Annotated in this window: 7 protein-coding genes, 1 other RNA gene and 1 pseudogene; 1 reads left to right on the top strand and 8 read right to left on the bottom strand. The window is 55.4% G+C overall.

The features are described from left to right. Positions 1-13 precede the first annotated feature (13 nt). Both iroB and ACLJQJ_RS10470 read right to left on the bottom strand, forming a co-directional pair. Positions 14-1,129 (bottom strand): salmochelin biosynthesis C-glycosyltransferase IroB, encoded by a 1,116-nt coding sequence (gene iroB / locus ACLJQJ_RS10475; RefSeq protein ID WP_023216370.1) that lies wholly within the window; start codon positions 1,127-1,129, stop codon positions 14-16. A 572-nt stretch (positions 1,130-1,701) separates the two neighbouring features. Then, a pseudogene (locus ACLJQJ_RS10470) lies at positions 1,702-1,821 on the bottom strand (transposase); the annotation flags it as partial. 192 nt (positions 1,822-2,013) lie between these two features. Here ACLJQJ_RS10470 and ACLJQJ_RS10465 point away from each other — a divergent pair. After that, positions 2,014-2,775, top strand: a complete 762-nt coding sequence (locus ACLJQJ_RS10465; protein ID WP_020899111.1) for a Bro-N domain-containing protein — start codon at positions 2,014-2,016, stop codon at positions 2,773-2,775. A 165-nt stretch (positions 2,776-2,940) separates the two neighbouring features. On the opposite strand, the gene ssrA is transcribed toward ACLJQJ_RS10465, so the two are convergent. The 6 genes from ssrA to smpB all read right to left on the bottom strand — a co-directional run bounded on the left by ssrA (position 2,941) and on the right by smpB (position 20,767). Then, positions 2,941-3,303, bottom strand: a transfer-messenger RNA (tmRNA) gene (gene ssrA, locus ACLJQJ_RS10460). A gap of 71 nt (positions 3,304-3,374) precedes the next feature. Next, positions 3,375-4,538 carry an HlyD family type I secretion periplasmic adaptor subunit gene (locus tag ACLJQJ_RS10455; protein ID WP_074182100.1) on the bottom strand — a complete coding sequence of 388 codons (1,164 nt, stop codon included), beginning with the start codon at positions 4,536-4,538 and terminating at the stop codon, positions 3,375-3,377. Positions 4,539-4,545: 7 nt separating this feature from the next. Beyond that, entirely contained in the window at positions 4,546-6,726 is a 2,181-nt protein-coding gene (locus ACLJQJ_RS10450) for a type I secretion system permease/ATPase (RefSeq protein ID WP_063808941.1), read from the bottom strand. Beyond that, positions 6,723-8,132 carry a TolC family outer membrane protein gene (locus tag ACLJQJ_RS10445; RefSeq protein ID WP_063808942.1) on the bottom strand — a complete coding sequence of 470 codons (1,410 nt, stop codon included), beginning with the start codon at positions 8,130-8,132 and terminating at the stop codon, positions 6,723-6,725. The genes ACLJQJ_RS10450 and ACLJQJ_RS10445 overlap by 4 nt, the downstream gene beginning before the upstream one ends. Positions 8,133-8,196: 64 nt before the next feature. Next, a complete protein-coding gene (gene bapA / locus ACLJQJ_RS10440; protein ID WP_063808943.1) occupies positions 8,197-19,671 on the bottom strand; it encodes a biofilm-associated protein BapA in 11,475 nt (3,824 codons plus the stop codon). A 613-nt stretch (positions 19,672-20,284) separates the two neighbouring features. Continuing rightward, on the bottom strand, positions 20,285-20,767 hold the full coding sequence (gene smpB / locus ACLJQJ_RS10435; protein WP_001518569.1) for an SsrA-binding protein SmpB: 483 nt from the start codon (positions 20,765-20,767) through the stop codon (positions 20,285-20,287). Between the last annotated feature and the right edge of the window lie 178 nt (positions 20,768-20,945).

Genomic DNA, 20,945 nt, shown 5'->3' with positions numbered 1-20,945 from the left:
TGCGCTGCCGCGGTTAGCCGTGTTGCAGCATGGCGATCAGTTTTTTTGCCACCTCGGTCGGGCAAGGCTGGGCCGCCATTTCCGCCGCGACCTCCTGCGACGCCTCGCGAAGCGCGCGATTACCGAGGAAGGTATTGATCATGCTGCTGGTAAGCCCGCTCTTACCGGGAATAATGCCGCATCCGCGCTCGACCACGGCGCGGGCATTGACGGGTCTGTCGGCACCCTGGCCAAAGACTATCTGCGGAATGCCGGCATGCAGCGCCGTCAGGGTGTTGCCTGCGCCGCCATGGTGGATAAAACCGTCGGCGCCGTTAAGGAAAACGCCCATCGGAAGCCAGTCGACCAGACGGACATTCGGCGGCAGTGAACGTAAATCCGAGCGGGCGTTTGCCGGAAGATGCAGGATGATTTCGGCATCTACTTCGCCGGCAGAATCCATTACCCAGGAAATCAGATCCAGGCCATCCACCATCGGTTTGACGGTGCCGAGGCTGACCAGAAGACGCTTGCGATCAGGTGTACGTTCCCACCATTCTTCCCAGACGGCGCCGCCGTTATACGGGACGTATTGCATGGAGATAACCGGCTCTCCGTCATTTTGCAGTATGCTCATGCTGGGCGGTGTGACGTCTATCCACGCCAGATCTCTTGGTGGCGCGCTGACCCCATGGCGGCGGTAGGCGTCAGAAAGTGATTTCGTCACGCCTTTGATGTGCCAGGGCGTATGACCGAAGCCGACGGTTTGCATCACTACCGGAATGTCATACTTAGCGGCAATCAGTGGTCCAACGACCCCAAGGGGAGGGTAGACGATGAGATCTGGTCGCCACTGCCCGGCGAACGCGACCAGCGGGTCAGTCATCTCTTCGCTGAAGAATGAGAAGTTCCCCATTTTTGTTCCAATGTTATTTTCTTTTCGTAATGCCTCCTGACGGCGATAACCCGCTTCCGAATCGAAACCAGGCGCAGCGTCAAATACCACCAACCCAGCTTCTGCTGCTTTCTGTGCAAATTTTCCACCGCTTGCAATCAGCACTTCATGGCCATTAACACGAAACGCTTGCGCCAGGGACAGCACAGGGTATAGCAGTCCATACAGTGGTGGACCGACAAACAGAATACGCATGAGAAATCCTCTCTCTCCACGTCATAAATCGAACAAGTTGTTAATGAGAATGATAATAATTACCAATATCATTTGTAAAATGCAATAACTAATACGACACTTGATCATGTGATGATTTTTTGCGTAAAAATCGGGAAAGAGGAGAGCGTTAAGCGGTGAAGTTTGGTTTCAGGCTTATTTACGCGCGTATGGTCGCACAGGCAAAGTGCCAGGATTGGGGGAACTGGATTCGCATACCAGACGCCCGTGGATTATTAATGATAACTTCGCACATAACCTTTCAGACAATGAGGTAAACGTACCGACAACAAGGTAACGGGAAGCGTAGGTAGTAGTATTGATAACACGTTGCGGGGCAATTTAACGGTGTCCGGCGGCGGATCGTGTTCTGTGTGGACTTTCCGTGCAGTGATGTGACGGACGCCTCTTCCTAAAGTAGTTAGTGCCATACTTTTAGTGACTGCATTAATTCTGGCGTTAAATCCTTTAATTTGGTGGACGTAAAGTAGACATAGACAACAAATAGGAGCTACGTTTTCACGTTGCCCCTTGTTTTATTTGGTGGCGTCCTTGTAATTGGTGGGGGGGGTGATATCAAGACGTGTTGCAACGCTGGAAACAGAATAACCACGATCAACAACCTGTTTGACCGCTTCAATTTTAAACTCTTCGGGATAACGCTTACCGCTCATGGGCACCTCTCTTTAAGTCATCTTAAATGACTCTGAGGTGTCTGTTAAACCTGTGGCGATTCACTGCCCGAAGTTAGGGGAATTCATCCTAAGTGTACGATTTTTCAGTTTTATAGGAGAATGTGACTTAGTACTATACCCATGACAATTTTGCTGCCGACGGTATAATCAAAAAAACTAAGGAGGGGTAGCGTGCAAAAAAACTTGTTACAACTTTGCTACGAAGGGGAGTGTGGCGAAAATTACATTCGTAGTATGAACGAAAAAGGACAACTTTTTGTTTCACTCTCGGACGTTTTGAAGACTCTTTCAGCAGAAAACAGAAAGCTTGATGGTAAAACATCCCAAAGTCTTATCACTGTTCTTAAAGCAGTAATTAAGACGCTAGATCCAGATGAATTCAGAAACGTTCCTCTTATTGTAGATGGCGAGACAATTTCTGAAACTTTCCTCACTGAGCCAGGTTTATACAGGGTCCTTGCTCAAGATACGACAGCAGCAGGGAAAAAATTCCAACGCTGGCTCTTTCATAGTGTTCTGCCCTCAATTCGTGAGTTTGGTGTTTATCCGCCCCCTCCTAAGCAGGAACGTTCGGAACTGAGTGCTTTCGCAAATAGTCTTCAGCAAACAGTTCAAGCTTTAGTGATGGAGATTGAAAGGCGCGAAGAACTCGAGAGCCGGGTAAACCAGGTTGAACTAAAAGTTAACTCGTTAGAAAGTTTAAGGGATTTATCAAAATTCAGGAGTGTTCCGCAACGCCTGTTAGAACTTGAGCTTGAGGGATACTCTGTCGAGGAGATCTGGCAGTGGTGTGAGAAACTACGTAGCGAAACTGGTGCCGAGAAGATTAAATGTCCTTCAGGGATTAATATCAACACTTGCTATCCATTGGCTCTGGTTGATGAAGCAATCACACTGTATCAAAAAGTTATCGAGGCAAGAATTCGGCCTTGAGCTAATGAGTACAAAAAAGCCCGCATAAGCGGGCTTCTGTGTCATCAAAGAGCCGCGGCTCCTTTGCGTATCCTTTCTTGTCCCCTCACCGTCTGGTCGGTGTCCTGCTGAGACTGCTAACTCCCTGTTTTTTCTGGTGCTGTCCTGGCACAGTCCAATCATGATTGGTGGAGCTGGCGGGAGTTGAACCCGCGTCCGAAATTCCTACATCCTCGGTACTACATGCTTAGTCAGTCTTTACATTCGCCTGGCACCTGCGGACGGACACGCCACTACCAGACTAGCCTGATTAGTTTTAACGCTTCAACCCCAGGCAGGGCATCCACGCGATCTCTTTTGGGTTTGACCTCTCTTGATCCCCGTCCTAAGAGCGGAGGCTAGGGAGAGAGGGCTCTAAGCAGGTTATTAAGCTGCTAAAGCGTAGTTTTCGTCGTTTGCGACTATTTTTTTGCGGCTTTTTACGAGGCCAACCGCCCCTCGGCATGCACCTTGGGTTTCGCAAATCCCGTCGAATCCAGAATCAGCCCCAATGTGTAAGGTAAGTATAACAGACTTGTGACACGCGTGACCAGCCCCCGTATCTTCTTATCTTCAACGATTTACCGCTCGCGCAGCGCTTCTTTCGCGCGATTAAACGGTTTGATTAAATAGTCGACAATGGTTTTTTCACCGGTTTTGATATCCACCGTGGCGATCATGCCTGGAACAATCGAAAAACGGCGTCCTGATTTATTTTGTAGATAGTCCTGGTGGGTGCGGATAAACACGCGATAGTAGAAAATTTCCGGTTTCACTTTATCCTGAATGGTGTCCGGTGAAATGGTCTCCACCACGCCGTCAAGCCCGCCGTAAATGGCGTAATCGTAAGCAGTAATTTTAACCAATGCGCGTTGGCCGGGATGAATAAAGGCGATATCACGCGGCGAAAGGCGGGTTTCAATCAACAGACGATCGTCTACCGGCACTATCTCCATCATCTCGCCGTTAGGCGGGATCACGCCGCCAATCGTCGTGACCTGGATATTTTTAACAATGCCGCGAACCGGCGAACGTACGGTGAGGCGGGTGACGGAATCCTCGCGTCCTTTTAAAATGGCGGAGAGCATATCGACCTCAGCGTTCGCTTTTGATAACGCTTCGCGTGCCTGCACATAATATTGTGAGCGCAGATCGGTAATTTTTAAGCCTAAATCGCTTTTTTGTCGTTGCAGGCGTAGCACTTCAACATGACTGGCCGCGCCGCTTTTCTCTAGCCGCTGGGTAATGGTCAGCTCTTTATTAACCGACGCCAGCGCATCCCGTAGCTCGGCTTCGGTATCGGCCAGCTGCGCGCGGCGGCTTTTATAGAGACGCGTCTCTGCGGCAATCAGATCCGGCCAGCCGTTCAGCTCAGCGGGGAAGGCGAGAGGTAAGTCGCTGACTTCCGCGGTTAACCGTGCGCTGGAGGCGAGTGAAGCGCGATATTTTGCCGCACTTTCACCCACATTGGACGCCAGACGCGTCGGATCAAGCCGGGCGACAATCTGGTTAGCCTGAACTCTGTCGCCTTCCCGCACCGTCAACTGCGCCAGAATGCCGCCATCCAGCGACTGCAGAACCTGTTCGCGTGAACTGGGGATCACTTTCCCGTTGCCGGTGGAAACCTCATCCAGTCGGCCAAACCACGCCCAGATGCCGAGAATGAGAAATAACAGTGAGCAGATCAGAACAATACGACCCGCGCCGGAAAACGCCCGTTCACGCTGAATATTGGGATCGTCCATCGCGGCATCATGCTGATTGATTTTCATTTTTCCACTCCCGACGATGACTTTGCATCCGATCCGCGTTAAGCGCCTGCGCTTTTGGCGCATCCATCACCAGTTGTCCTTCTTTCAGGACAACGACACGCTCAACCAGCTCCAGTATTGGTACCCGGTGCGTCGCGACGACCAGGGTTCGATTGCCAAGCCACTGATGTAACCGCTGAATAAACTCTCGTTCCGTATGCTCGTCCAGCGAGGCGCTGGGTTCGTCAAGTAGCACAATATTGGGGGAACGCAGCAGCATTCTCGCCAGCAACAGGGACTGACGCTGCCCGCCGGACAGGCCGTTACCCCCCTCCATAATGGGATGATCCAACCCTTTTGCCAGCCGCCTGACGAAGACGGCGCCGCCGCTGACTTCGAGCGCGTCAAAAATCTGTTCATCGTTGGCGTGCGGCGCGCCGAGCGTCAGGTTCTCTCGTAGGGTGCCGAAGAAAAGCCGCGCGTTCTGGCTAAGAAAGCCGATGTTGCGGCGTAAATCCGCCATATCGATGTGCGACAAGCTGAGATTATCAAGCCGGGCATCTCCCTGAATCATCTCCAGGCCGCCCGCCATCGCCTGTAAAAGTGTGGATTTACCCGCGCCGTTACGCCCCAGTATCGCAATCCGCTCGCCTGGCATGATCTCCAGACGCACGAGGCGCAGCGGTATGCGTTGATCGTCGTTATGGTAACGAAACTGAGCATTTTCAAAGAGGTAATGCCCGTGGAGGATGTCGCGGTGTATCAGGCTATCGTCATGCTGTGTCTCGGTGGGCAGTTGCATAATGTTGTCGAGACCCATCTTCGCCGCTTTCACCTGCTGCCAGCGCGCCAGCACGCCGCACAGGTTAGCCATTGGCGCGATCATCCGCGAGCCGAGCATCGACGCGGCGACCACGGCGCCGGTAGTCATACTGCCTTCAATGACCATCGGCGCGCCAAACATAATCACTGCGGCATACACCAGACTTTGTACCGACATCCCCCAACTGATAAGCCCTTGCGTGAGTTTGCGGGTGCGTAGACCCGACTCGCCGGTAATACGGATATAGCTATTCCACTGCTGAAGAAAGCGGTTCTCCGCCTGCATCAGTTTAATATCTTCCAGCCCCTGAACGCTTTCGACCAAGACTGCATTGCGTAGCGTCGCTTCGTGGGCGGCCTGGTTGGCGAGGACAGCCAGTTTTTTTTGCAGTGCGACGCCCGGCAGGATCATCAGCAGAGCCGCCACGGGCGCTATCCATGCCAGCGGTGGGGCAATAATCGCCAGGACTATCATAAACAGGAAAAAGAAAGGCAGATCGACAATGGTCGCCAGCGTTGAAGAGGTAATCATCTCGCGGATCTGCTCCAGTTCGCGTAACTGCGAGATAAAACTGCCGGTGGAACGGGGGATAGCGCTGTTGCGCAGCCTTAACGCATGACCGAATACCCGATCGGAAATGCGCATATCGGCGCGTTTACCGAGCACGTCCATAATGTGCGTACGCGCTTCACGCAGCAGAAAACCGAACAGCACCGCTACCAGCACGCCGAAGGAGAGCACGTACAGGGTAGGATATGACTGAGCGGGGATCACCCGATCGTAAACCTGCATAGAGAACACAATCCCGGCCAGCGACAGCACGTTAATCAGAAAGGCGGCGACCATTACCGGTAAATAAGGGCGAATATCCTGCAGAACCAGCTCGCGCATCCAGTCGGGTTTAAAGCGGGAGATATAGCGATCGACGCGGCTATCCTTGAGCGCCGATAGCGGGCGTAGCGCGGCAACATAGAGGATCTCCGGCAATAACTCGCTGAACGTCAGGCGGTTACGCTGACCCTCTTCTTCAATCACAAAAACGTCTACCGCATCTTCGCCATTAACATGCTCGATGACCAATAACTGCCCGTCCCGGAGCTCGACAACCAACGGCAATCGCCACTGACTAAATGCCGTTTTGTCTATGTCCGGCGCATGAAAGGATAAACCCGCCTGCCGCGCGAGCTGCGTTAAGGCGGTCGTTCTGCTTTTACCCCTAAACCACGGGGCGTTGGCCTGAATTGAACCGGGAGAACAGGCAACGCGATAATGACCGGCGACATGGCTGATGGCCTGCGCCCATTGGCTCAGCGCGCGCTCACTGAGTACCTCTTCTACATCGGGGGCGGCGCGGGTCATGGCTGGATCTCCACGGATTGAATGCTGCGATGATTTAACGCGAACGCCTGACGAAGCGCGCCGGTGTTATACAGACAGTTCAGTTGCAACTGATGCAACTGGCTTTTCGTTTGCAGTTCGGCAAAACGCGCCTGGTAAACTTCCTGCTCCGCATTAAGCACGTCGAGCAGCGGGCGGGAACCGAGGTCAAGGTATTGCTGCTGATACAGTTCGCGCGTGCGTTCGCTAAGCTGCTGTTGCCGACGAAGGATTTGTAACGCGCTGGCAAGACTCATTGCCTGGCTGCGCGCCTCCATCAGTTTCTGGCGGACATCAAGCCGGGTGCGCTGAATGGTCGACTGAGCCGCGTCTACCGCATGGCTGGCGGCGTTGCGTCGGGCAGTCAGCCCTCCGCCCTGATAAAGCGGCATCTCAACTTTTACCCAGGTGGAATACTGGGTTTTATCCAGCACTTCATGACTGGGATATTTATCATTAAGATAATGTTGTACAGAAGGTTCGAGCGAAATCGTCGGCGTCATTTGCGCGCTGGCATAGTCCAGATTCGCCCGCGCAACGTTGGCCTGCGCCCAGGCGGCCAGTACCGCGGGCACCAGTCGATCGTCGGGAGTCGCCGTCTCACAGCTGCGAGCAAGTTTCGCTGGGAAGTCATTATTGATGCCGTTAAGCGAATTCCAGCCCAGCCAGCTCATCAGTGAGGCTTTCGCACTGTCGAGATTGGCCTGATACTGCGCCAGTTGCGAGCGGGCGGATTCGATTCTGGCTTCGGTTTGCACCACGTCAGAGAGCGACGTAGCGCCTTCATCGCTGCGCTGCCGGATAAGTTTACCGATGCCGTCCAGCGCGACGAGCTGTTCTTCCGCCGCTTCTACCATTTGCTGCCAGCTCTGCGTTTGTACAATGGCGTTGGCGGTTTCGTGCGCGACGGTATCAATACTGAGCAACACATTGGCCTGTTGCTGCGCTGCGCCTGCGGTTTCGGCGCGAACCTGGCTTGCCACTTTGCCGAAGTCATAAAGCATTTGCGATACCGACAGCACCAGCGAGGGGCTATACCCGTGATCGGTGTAGGTATTGCTGTACCCATTGTTCACGCCAGCGCTGACTTGCGGATAATATTTCGATTTGGCGACCTCTATTTGTTCATTCTGTGCGAGCAGTTTGCCGACGGCTTCGCGAATAGAAGGATGCCAGTTAACGGCGCGATTGACCGCGTCATTGAGCGTCAGGTTGCCCGGCGCGGCGGCGCTGAGCGGCAGCTCAGCGGCGGAGCCATCCAGCGAAGGGAGCATCTGGTCCGTTGCTAATCCTTCGGATGTAATCATTGGCGGCGCTTCTGCGCCCCGGGGCTGGTGATGAAACAAAGCAAATGCCAGTACGATGGCGACAGGCGCGACTCTTCCCATAGTTTATCCCTTTTAAATATCACCGCTTGTTGCCCCGAACGTCGTGGCGTTCGGGGCTTTTTTATCAACCGCCGGTTATCAGGTGGTTGTTCTGCAACAGATCATTTAGCGTGAGCTGCACATTCTCCAGAGTGACAAGGTCAGTTGATTTAAACGCGCTGCCGGCGCCGTCGCGATCGACGGATATCACCGTATTGGTGCCGCTGGTATGAACCTGAACAAAGTTACCCAGCGTCGCCGCCTGGTGATCCCAGCCGGTCAGCAGTTCGTGGATATCGATCTTGTCGCCCTGCGCGGTAGAGAAGTTTTGCCAGAGATCGGCGCCGTTGCCGCCGGTCGCGTCCGAGCCGTTTAACAGGTGGTAAATCAGCGTATCGCCATAGGCGGAGCCGATGAGAACATCGTTTTGGTTGGTACTGACGATTTGCGGCGCCATATCAATGGTCAATGTGGCGCTATCCGTATGACCCATCTTGTCATCCAGTTGATAGGTAAAGACCTCTTTACTGGTGATGGACGACATCGCGACGCCATTATTCAGGGTGTAGGTGTAGGCGCCATCAAGGTTAATTTGCAATGTGCCGTAATGTCCCTGAATCGTGGCGCTGGTGGTATTCGCCGCGGCGTCCAGCGTGGCGGCGCTGCCGTTATACCCGCTAATGCTCAGGCGGGTATTCACCGTATTAAGCTGATCCATCGCCCCCGCCGCGTCGCTGCCGTCAAAAATATTGCCGGGAACGGTATGCGTTCCGGACGTTTCAAAATTATCCAGATCGACGGTGGTGCCGATGACGCGTGGCGTGATCGTCGCCGCCCCGGCCAGGGTATTGGTACCGGTAAAGTTAAGCGTGTACGTTCCGGCATCCAGCTCCAGGCCGCTCAGGTTGACGGTCACCGTCGCGCTGCCCAGCGTGATATTCGCCACCGGGACGGTTCCGTTACGTATGACGGTCCCGTTCTCCTGAATGGCCCAGCTAATATTCAGATTGCCCAGCGTAATGAGCGTGGAGACATCAAAGACCAGTGACGCGCCTTTAAGTACGGTGCCCGTTGCAACGTCAAAGGTGCCGCTCCCGCTGCCCGATTTGCCGAGTAGCCCCCAACTGGCGCTGCCGACGCTGGAGTCCAGCCAGGCAGCGGTATCCTGAAGCGTGGCGACGCTAAGGGTATCGCTGACATCATTAATCGCATCCAGCGCCCTGGCGGTTGGCGTGATATTGAGCGAGGCCGTATCGGTATCGCCGTTTGGCGCTTTGACCGTATAGATAAAGCTGTCCGGCGTTTTAATGCTGTCGGCGCCGACGCCGTTCTTCAGCGTGTAGGTATAGTTGCCTCTTGCGTCAATGGTGAGCGAGCCATACAGCCCGTTTACCTCCGTCGTGCCGGTCGCCGCAATCGCCACGCCGTTTACTTCAGTGAGGAGGGCGTCCGTAGGGGCGACATCATTGGTCAGTACGTTGCCGGTGGTGTTGGCGGTGATACTGTCAACGGCATAGGTGTGGTCCTGGGAAATCGCCAACGTATAGCCAGTGAGGACGCTAATGCCGCTGGCGGTATTCAGCACGAACAGGTATTCGCCGCCAGGCAACGTCAGGGTCAGCGGCTGAGACTGTCCGGCTAACAGCAGGGTGTTAATCCAGCCCTTTTGCACCCGGAACTGCTCATATTGCTGAATGGCATCGTTGAAGCGATAAACGTACAGATCGAACGTGGAAACCAGTGAGACGCCGCCGACGGTTCCCTGTAACGTCATGGTTCGCGTAGCGCCTTCTTCAACGTTAAAGATGATCGGATTAGTCATATCATCAAGCAGATTCGCGTTCAGTACATTACCAAGTCCGACGCTTAATACCGTGACGCCGCTTTGTGTCGAGGGACCGTTGTTGACGTAGCTAACGTGAGTATCAAAGACCAGCGAGGCGTTATTGTCTGTCGCTATCACGCTGCCCGGTACAGGCGCGGGACCCAGATTGATAACCAGTTGCGCGGCGCTGCTACCGACGCCATTCTGGGTAATGGTGTAGGTGAAGCTCTCTTTATGTCCGTATCCTGCCGTGGGCTTAGCCAGCGTGTAGGTGTAACTGCCGTCCTGATTAATGTGCAGCGTGCCGTATTGTCCCTGGATATCCACGCCGCCCGCGCCGACCGGCGTACTGACGCCGTTGGCGTTGGTGATGGCGGTGACCGTGGTGCCCGTCGGCGCGGTATCATCAGCCATGACGTTGCCGGTACTGATGGTTGGCCCGCTAATAATACCTGCGCTGGTCTGGTGTACATCGACATCCAGGCTGGTATATGACCCGGTAGCGAGCAGACTAGTGTTATAAGTGAGTACCCGGTACTGGCCTTCGCCCAGGCCGCTCAGGTTCAGGGTAACGCCGCTCCCGGTCAGGGTAAGCAAATTCGCGAAGTCGCCAACGGCGGTGTTGACGATCGTCGTCCAGGCGCCGAGGCTGGTGTCGTAGCGCTGTACCACAATCTCCTGAGTACTGAGCAGCGAAAGCACGATTCCCGTTGCGGCGGCATCGATGGTGACGTCGCCCGTACCACCTTCAGCAATGGTGAACTCAACCTGAGCGGTATCGTTACCCAAAACCGAGGCGACATCGCCAAGCGCGCCAACCAGCAGCAGGCCGTAATCCGAATAGTTTTGCGTGCTGGTGACGGCGGTAGAGGTCAGATCAAGACTGGTGATGTTATCCCTTGCCGCCAGCGGCAGAACCGGCGCAGTAATGCCTAACGCGCCGGAGGCGTTACCCGCAGCGTCAGTGGCCGTCACGTTAATGAGTTGACCTTCAATTTGTTTTGTCGGCAAGGTGAGAGACCATGCGCCGTTGCTGCCGGCGGTGGTGGTGAGCGTCACGCCGCCCGCCAGCGTGACGGTTACGGTGCTGTTTGCCTCTGCCTGTCCGGAAAGTGAACTGCCATCGGCGCTGAGCGTACCTGACGGCGTACCGGGCGCCAGCGTATCGACAATCACCGTCGCGGCGCTGGAGACGCTGCCTGTACCGTTGGCGTTAGTTGCGGTGGCGGTAAAGGCGTGGCTGCCTTCGGTCAAATTGCCTGTCGGGGTAAAGCTCCAGTTTCCGCTGGCGTTCGCCGTGGTGGTGCCGAGCAGCGCCCCGTTGTTATAAATGCTCACCGTGGCGCCCGCCTGAGCGGTACCATTCAATGTGGGTTGTGCGTCATTAGTGACCTGACCGTTGGCGATAGCGCCGGTATAAATACCCACATCATCTACTACGTTGGTGATGATCGGTGCTTCCGGCACACGCGTATCGGGCGCGGTAAATCCGGCGGCAATGCCGGTGTTGCCTGCTTTATCCTGGGCAAATGCCAGTAGCGGCTGACCATTGGTCTGCGCGGGCGTGAGTGTGGCGGTGAAGCTGCCTGTACCGTCGGCGGTGGCGGTTCCCAGTACCACACCAGTCTCAGAGGTAATCGTCACTGTACTGCCTGCTTCCGCGGTGCCCGTCACCCGATTACCGGTAGCATTGATGACCAGGTTGCCGGGCGCGCCGGGCGCAATGGTATCCACGATAATCGTTATCGATGGCGAAGCGGCGCTAACGTTGCCAGCCGCATCGGCGGCGCTAACGCTATAGGCGTGACTTCCCTGGCCGAGCGCGGCGGTTGGCGTCCAGCTCCAGTTGCCGCTGGCATTGGCGTTCACGGTCGCGACCAGCGCGCCATTATCGAAGATGCTTACCGCGCTGTTGGCTTCCGCGGTACCGTTGAGCGTCGGCTGTGTGTCGTTGGTCGATTGTCCATTGCCAATGGCGCCGGTACTGTTCGGGACATCATCAACGATGCTGGTTATAAGTGGAACCGTTGGCGCAAGGGTATCGACCACGATAGTAAAACCGCTGGTGGCCGGGCTAACGTTGCCTGCCGGGTCGGTGGCGGTCACTGTTAATGTGCGCGTGCCGTCGTTTAACCCTGTCGTCGGCGTGAAGCTCCACGCGCCGCCCGCGTTAGCCGAGGTGACGCCAAGCAGAGTGTTGCCATCATAGATACTGATCACGCTGCCCGCTTCGGCAGTGCCGTTCAGCGTGGGGCGGTTATCATTGGTTATCTGACCATTAGCGAGATTTCCTGTGACCCCGCCCGCGACGTCATCCACTACGGACGTCAGGATCGGCGTTTGCGGCGCGGTGGTATCGACCGTCAGGGTGAAAGCCGTACTGTTCGGGCTGCTGTTTCCTGCGGCATCGGTGGCGACGGCGGTGATGACGTGCGTTCCACTTGCCAGCGTTGAGGTGGAGACGCTCCACGCGCCGTCAGGCTGAGCCGTTGTCGTGCCAATGACCGTGCCATTTTCATAGAGCGTGATCGTGGCGCCGGCTTCTGCGGTGCCGCTGAAGGTTGGCGTAGGATCGTTGGTATTTTGGCCGTTCGCGATCGTGCCGAGGCCTGGCGCCTGATCGTCACTGACTGATGTGATTACCGGCGTCAGCGGCGGCGTGGTATCGACAACGAAATTAACGCTGTCTGAAACGGGACTGGCGTTGCCTGCGGCATCAACGGCAATGACGGTAATTACATGGTTGCCCGTCGCCAGAGAGGCATCGGGCGTGTAGCGCCAGCTACTGCTATTGTCGGCGGGAATTTCAGCCAGCAGCGTGCCGTTATCGTAGAGACGAATAGCAGTGTTGGCTTCACGGGTGCCGCTAATGACAGGGCGCGCCTCGTCTGTGATCTGCCCTGAACTCAGATTGCCGGTAATGGGGCCCGTACCGTCGTAGACCGTATCAATAACAGGCGCGGCGGGAGCCGTGATATCAATAGTAAACGAGCGTATTTCGGACGCGGCGCTGGTATTGCCTGCCGCATCGGTTGCTGTCGCCGTCAGGTTCCAGACGCCCGCGCCCAGCGAGGTAGAAGGTGTAAAACTCCAGCTACCGTTGGCCTGAACTTGCGCCGTGCCGACCAGCGCGCTGCCATTATAAATCGAGATGGTTGTACCCGCCTCACCGGTACCCGAGAGTGTTGGTCGGGTTTCGTTCGTCGAGCCGCCGTTGGGGACGATGCCCGTCACCGGCGCCGTATTGTCTGCCACGCTGGCGATAACCGGCGCGGCGGGCGGTGTGGCGTCAATCGTCAGCACAAATCCGCTGGACACCGCGCTGCTATTACCCGCCGGATCGGTGGCGCTAAGGGTGAACGTGTGGCTACCGTTTGCAAGCGGCGTCTGCGGCGTGAAACTCCATGTGCCGTCGCTATTCACCGTCGTGGTACCGATGGACGCTGGATTGCCGTCAAGATAGACATTAATCGTCGCGCCAGCCTCTCCGCGCCCGTTCAGGGTAGGCGTCGCATCGTTCGTTAGCTGCCCGCTTACCAGGTTGCCGGTAATACCGGGCTGGTCATCCACGACGGAGGTGAGAACCGGAATCGCCGGAGGCGTAATATCGACTATGATCGTCCACGGCGCGGAGACCGCGCTGGTATTGCCCGCCGGATCGGTTGCGCTAACCGTCAGATTATGGCTTCCCTCTGACAAATTGCGGGGCACCGGGAAGGTCCAGCTACCGTTTTCGCCTACCTGAGCCGTGCCAAGCGGCGTACCGTTATCAAAAATGGTGATTGTCGCGCCAGGTTCGCCAGTTCCGTTCAGTATTGGCTGCCGATCGTCGGTGGATTGCCCCGGTAACACCGGAACGGTCGGTTGATTGTTATCGTCAATCACGGACGTGATAACCGGCACATCTGGCGCCTGCGCGTCAATGTTCAGCGTAAAGCCGTCCGAAGGCTGGCCGCTATTGCCAGCGGGATCGGTCGCCACGGCGGTAAAGATGTGCGCGTTGCTCTCCAGCGGCGCGTTCGGGGTGAAGCGCCAGTTGCCGCTTTGATCTACCGTGGCGGAACCGATTTCTACGCCGTTATCCAGAATGCGGATGGTGGCGCCAGCTTCTCCCGTTCCGTTGAGCGTCGGGCGTGAATCATTGGTGAGCGCGCCGTTATCCAGCGTACCGGTCATGCCGGGGACATCATCCGTTGCGCTGGTAATAACCGGTTGCGCCGGCGCGCTAAGATCGACAGTGATCCCGACCGGTGCGGACAGGCCGCCCGGGCCATTCGCATTGGTTGCCTGGACGGTGAAGTAATGTGTGCTTTCGCTTAATGGCGTCGCGATCTCAAAGATCCAGTTCCCGCTGGCGTCAACGGTGGCAAAGCCTGCCGAATCGCCATCAATGAAAACTTCAACGGTAGAGCCGATATCCGTGGTGCCGCGCAGCGTCGGCATGGTGTCGTCCGTGGCGCCGCCCGCCGCAATATTCCCCTGTATGCTCCCGACATCATCTTCAATCGCCGTGATAGCCGGGACGGCGGGCAGACCGCTGTCGGAAGCGGGAAAATTCGTAGCCGGGCCGTTATTCCCCGCGCGATCGATAGCAATTGCCGTCAGCGTACCGCCATCGGTTTGCGCCGGACTGAGCGTAACGACGAATTCACCGGTGCCATTAGCGACAGCGCTGCCGACCAGGGTGCCATCGGCATGGTGAATTTCAACGGTAGCGTAAGGATCGGCAAGTCCGGCGACGCGCGTGCCATCGTCGTCCACCGTCTGGACTGTTGGCGCGGGCGGGGTGGTGATATCCACGGTAATGATGATCGGTTGGGTTTGCGCCGTGGTATTTCCAGCGTCGTCAGTCGCGCTGAAGGTTAGCGCATGGCTGACTTCTGACAATTCGGGCGTATTGAATGTCCAGACCCCGTCGGTAACGAGCGCCGTCCCGATTGCCACGCCATTGTCGTAAATCGTGACGGTGCTGCCGTTTTCGCCGCTGCCGTTGATAGTCAGCGTCCGATCGTTAGTAAAGGCGCCATCGGTTAATGGCCCGGTCACTGGCGCAACATCGTCAAGGATTTCATTGACGGCGGGCGGCTGCAACGGAACGGTGTCGACGGTGAAGGTAAAGCTGTTCGATACGCCGCTGCTGTTTCCGGCGGCATCGGCGGCAATGGCGGTCAGGGTGTAGACGCCATCCGGCAACGCGCTGGTCACCGGCAGCGTCCAGGTGCCGGTCTCATCGACGGTGACTACGCCTAAAACGCTGCTGCCATTATAGAGCGTAATAATGCTGCCGATGTCGCCAGTGCCGTGAATGACCGGTGTATTGTCGTCAGTGGTTGCGCCGCTGACAATAGTATCCTGGACTTCGCCGACGTCATCTTCGGCAAAAGTGATAACCGGATTGGCGGGCGCAGTGGTGTCTAGCGTAAAAGTGACTGAGGCGGAAGGTGGACTGATATTGCCCGCTATATCGGTTTCCGTGACGGTAATGGTATAGGTTTCTGGCGTCAGTGCCGCAGGCGTAAAGTTCCAGCTACCGTTATCGCCTACCGTTGTGCGACCAATTTCACTGCCATTATTGTAGAGAATAATCGTGCTGCCGATCTCTCCCGTGCCGCTGAAGGTCGGTGTGGTATCGTTCGTTGCGCCATTATTGCCGATGTTGCCGATAACCGGCGCGACGTTATCGCTGATTAGCGGCGCGTCAGGCTGCGCTGGAGGCTGGGTATCAAGGGTAACGGAGAAAACGCCGGAGGTGGGGCTACTATTGCCTGCGGCATCCGTGGCGGTGGCCGTCAGGATGTTTAACCCTTCGCTCAGATTACGGGTTAGCGGATAGGTCCAGCTACCCTGTGGATTGACCTGGACGGTAGCCAGTTCTACGCCGTTATTGTACAGGGTGATGATGGTGCCGGGTTCGCCGGTGCCGCTGAGGGTCGGCATACGCTGATTGGTAATACTGCCGTTTGCCAGTAGCACCTCGCCTTCTCCGCCGGTGATGGCGGCTGACACGATCTGCGGCGCATCCGGCGCCTGGGTATCGATGCGTAGGGTAAAGCTGATGGATTCGGGACTTTCGTTCCCCGCCGGATCGTTGGCGCGAGCGGTCAGAAGGTGGTCGCCGTCGCCCAGCGCGGCAGGCGGCGTAAACTGCCAGCGCCCGTCCGTGCCGACCAGCGCCTGACCTATGGCATTGCCGTTATCGTAAAGGATGATTGTGTCGCCTGCGGTGCCGCTACCGCTCAACCGGGGCTGGGATTCCTGGGTAATCTGATTGGTATCAATCGTATTTCCGTCGCCGTCAGCTACGCCGATAACGCCGGGAGCGGCAGGGGCCTGGGTATCAATGGTAATCGTAAAATCGGTCGAAAAAGGCGTGGTGTTGCCGTTACTGTCGCTGGCCGTCACGGTAAAGGTGTAGGTGTCGTCCGCCAGTGGCGAGGCCGTGGTGTAAGCGTAGCTCCAGACGCCGGAATTACCGACGATAATATCTGCTATCCGGGCGCCATTCTGATACAGGTGTACTGTGGAACCCGGTTCACCTGTACCATTAATCGTTGGCGTGCTGTCGTTAGTGAGCCCCAGATGCGCGACGCTACCGAGAATACCCGGCGCATCATCTGTAATGAAGGTGATTACCGGTTGCTGCGGCGATTGCGTATCGACCACCAGGTCGAATGACGCGGCCTGACTGGCATTGCCTTTAGCGTCGGTTGCGATTACGGTCAGTCGATGCGCGCCTTCACCTAAATTTTGCGACGGCGTAAACGTCCAGGCGCCGTTGGGCTGTAGCGTGGCGAGTCCCAGCGAAACACCGTTATCAAAGACTTCGACACGCGCGCCGGCCTCCGCCGTACCGCTAAGGGTGGGGCGGTTGTCATTGGTGGTTTGTCCGCTAACCAGCGGCCCGGTGAAGCTTTCAACATCGTCCAGCACCTGAGTGATAATGGGCTTATCCGGGGCGGTGATATCGGGCGCTTGCGCTGTAGTTGGCGGGCTGACGTTGTTGGCGCTGTCGGTGGCGGTGACGGTAACCTGTTCGCCGTTGGTCTGTGCGGGGACGAGGGGAAGGGTAAAATGACCTTCGCCATCTGCTTTGCCGCTGCCAAGCGGCGTGCCGTCCGGCGTGGCGATCGTGATGGCGCTACCCGGTTCGGCGGTGCCGCTGATACTGGCGCCATCCTCACTAATTACCACGTTTTTCGGCATTTCCGGCGCGGTACTGTCCGGCGCGATAACCGTCGCGGCGGCGCTTTCGTTTTTCGCAACATCGGTGGCGGTAGCGATAAGCGCCTGGCCGTTAGTCTGCGCCGTATTCAGCGGAACGATAAATTGTCCGTTGCCGTTAGCGACGGCGCTGCCAAGTACGGTGTTGCTACTGTCACGGATAGTGACCGTTGCCCCGGCTTCCGCCTGACCGCTTACGGACAGACCGTCGGTCGCCACGATAAGACCGTCCGGTGCCGCAGGCGCAGTTTTATCCGGCGCGTTCAGCGTTTCTACCGGACCGCTATTCGCGGCTTTATCGGTAACGCTAATGCTTAATGTTTCGCCGTTAATTTTCGCCGGGCTAATACCTATTGAGAAGGTACCGTCGTCGCCTGCCGTTCCACTCCCGAGCGTATTTCCCAGGCTGTCTTTGATAACCACAGTACTGCCAGCTTCCGTAGTGCCGGTGAGTCTGTCGCCGACGTCGCTAACCGCCAGGCCTTCCAGCACCGGCGGCTGCGTGTCGATATCAATGGTAAAGGAGACGGACTGCCCGCTGGTGCCGCGATCGTTGGTCGCGGTAGCGGTAAAGACATGGTCGCCATCGGCAAGCGCCAGCGAGGGGGTAAAGCTCCATTTGCCGTCAGCGTCGGCGACAATGGGCGGAAAGGTCGCTACAGGAAAGCCATTATCGTTAATCGATATCGTACTGCCTGGTTCAGCAGTACCGCTGAGGGTTGGGCGGTTATCATCTGTGGCATCGCCATTTTTCAGTAGCCCGGTAACGGCGCCAGCGTCATCCGTCACGGTAAGGATAGTCGGCTGGGCAGGATACTGTGAATCAGAAGCGGTAAATTCCGTGGTGGGGCCGATGTTACCGACGGCGTCCTGAATACGCGCTTCCAGACGCTCGCCGTGGGTCTGAGCCGGATTCAGCGTGATGCTGAAGTGGTTATTTTCTCCGGTAATCGTGGAGCCCAGGTAATTTCCCGCCGGGTCATAGATCGACACGGTACTACCAGTTTCAGCGGTACCGCTAACGGTTGTGCCGTCTTTCGCGACATTATCAATGATAGCGGCGTCAGGCGGCGTGGTGTCCACAATGATAGTAGGCGTTGTCGTCACGCGGCTCGTGTTTCCGGCTTTGTCGCTTTGTTCGACGGTAAAGGTATGTTCGCCATCGCTTAACGGCGTAGTCGGCGTAAAGGTCCAGCGTCCATTTTCGTCTACGGTAGCGCTGCCGATAACGGTTGAACCCTCTTTAATCGTGATGGTATTGCCTGCCTCTCCCTGCCCGGAAAATAGCGGTTTTGCCTCGTCAGTCCGGTCATTATTCTGTAGCGGCCCGGTGAGCAAACCGGTGTTATCGGCAATCAGTTCAACGCGTGGGGCATCGGGGCTGAGTGTGTCGATAGTCAGCGTAAAGCGGGCTGATTCGCTACTTTCGCCTTTAACGTTAGTCGCAATGGCGGTGAAATGATTTTCCCCATCCGCCAGCGCGCTGGTAATGGCAAAATGCCAGTTTCCGCTGCTATCAACCGTTGTTGAGCCTATTTCCTGACCATTGGCGTAAATATGGATGACTGTGCCTGCGCTGCCGGTGCCCTCCAGAGTGGGGGTATTGTCGTTCGTAAACTGGTTATTGCTCAGCGTGCCGGTGAGGGGAGCGGCATCATCGATAGCGGCGGTGATAGCTGGTGTATCGGGGAGAGGAATGTTGGGCGCATCGATGGTTGCGGATGGGCCGGTATTGCCGGCATCGTCAGTCGCGGTCACGGTAAGTTGTTCGCCGCTAATCTGTGGCGCTGTCAGATCAATACTAAATTTACCGTCGCTATCCGCTTTGCCCTCGCCAACGACGTTACCTGAGGGATCTTTGATGGTAATGATACTGCCCGCTTCGGCCTCGCCGCTCACCGTTTTTCCGTCCGCTGAAATCAATAATTCGCCGGGAGCGAGAGGCGGGGTAGTATCTACAGGATTACTGCTACCTGGAGTATTGCCGTTGGGGGTACTGCCGCCGGGATTGCTGTTATCAGGGGGATTACCGTCAGGATTGGTGTTATCGGGGGGCGGATTATCGCCATCCGAATGATGGTGGGAATCGCCGCCGCCGGAAGACGCGATAGCGGCAATGCCGCCAGCCGCCACCGCGCCAGCCAGTACCCACGGCCAAACGGCGCCGCCTGCTTCATGGGAAGCGCCAGAAGTGACCAGCAGCTCATTAATATCAGCGATTTGTTCAAAATGTAGCCCGGCTTGCGGATTTTCTACCCACCATAACGTGCCATCGTTTTCCGCCAGTACCAGCTGGCTTGCGCCCAGATCGTTGGTAACGTAAAAGTTTTTAATCGTGATCGTTTCGCCGGAATGGAGCGTCACCACCAGATCCTGATTAATGCGCGTAAGTTGACTAATTTCCTCCCGGGCCACTGATAATTTAACAATTGACGGGGCGTTAAGAGTGACCGCTGAGGATTCCACAGTGGTGGAGACGCCAGTCAATTTCGAAACCACGGCGAGTAGACGCATAAATTAGCTCCTGATGGATTTGCTCTGTGTATTAATTAACGGGCACGACGTTCAGGGCAAAATGCGTAGACGAGCCTTCCCGTTCATCATGAGAGATGAATTTCCGTAGCCATATTCTTTTTTATGAGCGTAGGTGAAGGTCTGGTTTTCTCGCCGAATAACCCTTTATTTTTTGTGCCTGACTAGTGCTTTCGTATTAGATGATATAGTCAGAAAAAAATCTTTCTGCAAATTAAGATCTATTGATAAAGGTGTTAGTGCGTCTGAAATATAACGGAGTTTGTGTTAAGGAGAGGTGGGGGGGCTAACAACGTATGATGATTTTTTATTTATCTTTATGTTTTATAATGAATTTTAATTTCTTCTTCTTTTTCTTTTTTAACATAAAAACAATACCTTTTGTGAAGGTATTCAGCAATATTAAATTTTATAAAAATCATTTGAAGTATTGTGTTATTAGGCTATAAAAATTTTTTAAACGAAGAATATATTCTTGTTGTGGTATTTATTGCTATTGATAAGCGTCAGACACAGAGAATATATTTTCGAGGCATGAATGAGATATGAATATTGACCAGCTTCATACTGAGAAGCTGGTCACAAAAAATGTCTATTATCGGCCTGCATTTTTCATAATGCGTGCTTTATCCAGTTGCCACTCACGTTCTTTAAGATCGGAACGTTTATCATGTTGTTTTTTACCTTTCGCCACGCCGATCTTCACTTTGCACCAGGCATTTTTCCAGTACAGAGAAAGCGCGACGACAGTATAACCTTCACGATTAATACGGCCATACAGCGAATCAAGCTCACGCTGATTTAACAACAGTTTGCGGGTTCGGGTTGGGTCGCATACGACATGTGTCGAGGCGACCGCCATCGGCGTAAAGTTTGCGCCAAACAGCCAGGCCTCGCCATCTTTGAGGATAACGTAACTGTCGCCGATATTGGCTTTTCCTGCGCGCAGAGATTTTACTTCCCAGCCTTGCAGGGCGAGACCAGCCTCGAACTCTTCTTCGATAAAGTATTCGTGCCGGGCGCGCTTATTCAGCGCGATGGTGGCTGAGCCCGGTTTATGTGCTTTTTTCTTCGTCATAAGTGTCGTGAATTCATAGGTAATCTGATATCGAAAACACCCCATTACGTCCTGATGAGGTGCAAAAATCTATCTTAGCATGAGTTGGGCTATGCACGCACAATTAAGGCATGACGGTTGGGGACAGCATTTTTTTTACTCGCTGATAAGTGGTATTATTTACACGATTTATGTTGAT

The sequence above is a fragment of the Salmonella sp. SAL04202 genome (genome assembly GCF_046550775.1).
Taxonomy (GTDB): Bacteria; Pseudomonadota; Gammaproteobacteria; order Enterobacterales; family Enterobacteriaceae; genus Salmonella; species Salmonella enterica.
The sequence above is the reverse complement of the archived record's forward strand: the minus strand, read 5'-3'. Positions and strand labels throughout refer to the sequence as shown.

Bases quoted from the DNA above. Each gene is read 5' to 3' on its own strand.
- iroB (WP_023216370.1), bottom strand. From the start codon at position 1,129: ATGCGTATTCTGTTTGTCGGTCCACCACTGTATGGACTGCTATACCCT.
- ACLJQJ_RS10455 (WP_074182100.1), bottom strand. From the start codon at position 4,538: ATGGACGATCCCAATATTCAGCGTGAACGGGCGTTTTCCGGCGCGGGT.
- ACLJQJ_RS10450 (WP_063808941.1), bottom strand. From the start codon at position 6,726: ATGACCCGCGCCGCCCCCGATGTAGAAGAGGTACTCAGTGAGCGCGCG.
- ACLJQJ_RS10445 (WP_063808942.1), bottom strand. From the start codon at position 8,132: ATGGGAAGAGTCGCGCCTGTCGCCATCGTACTGGCATTTGCTTTGTTT.
- bapA (WP_063808943.1), bottom strand. From the start codon at position 19,671: ATGCGTCTACTCGCCGTGGTTTCGAAATTGACTGGCGTCTCCACCACT.
- smpB (WP_001518569.1), bottom strand. From the start codon at position 20,767: ATGACGAAGAAAAAAGCACATAAACCGGGCTCAGCCACCATCGCGCTG.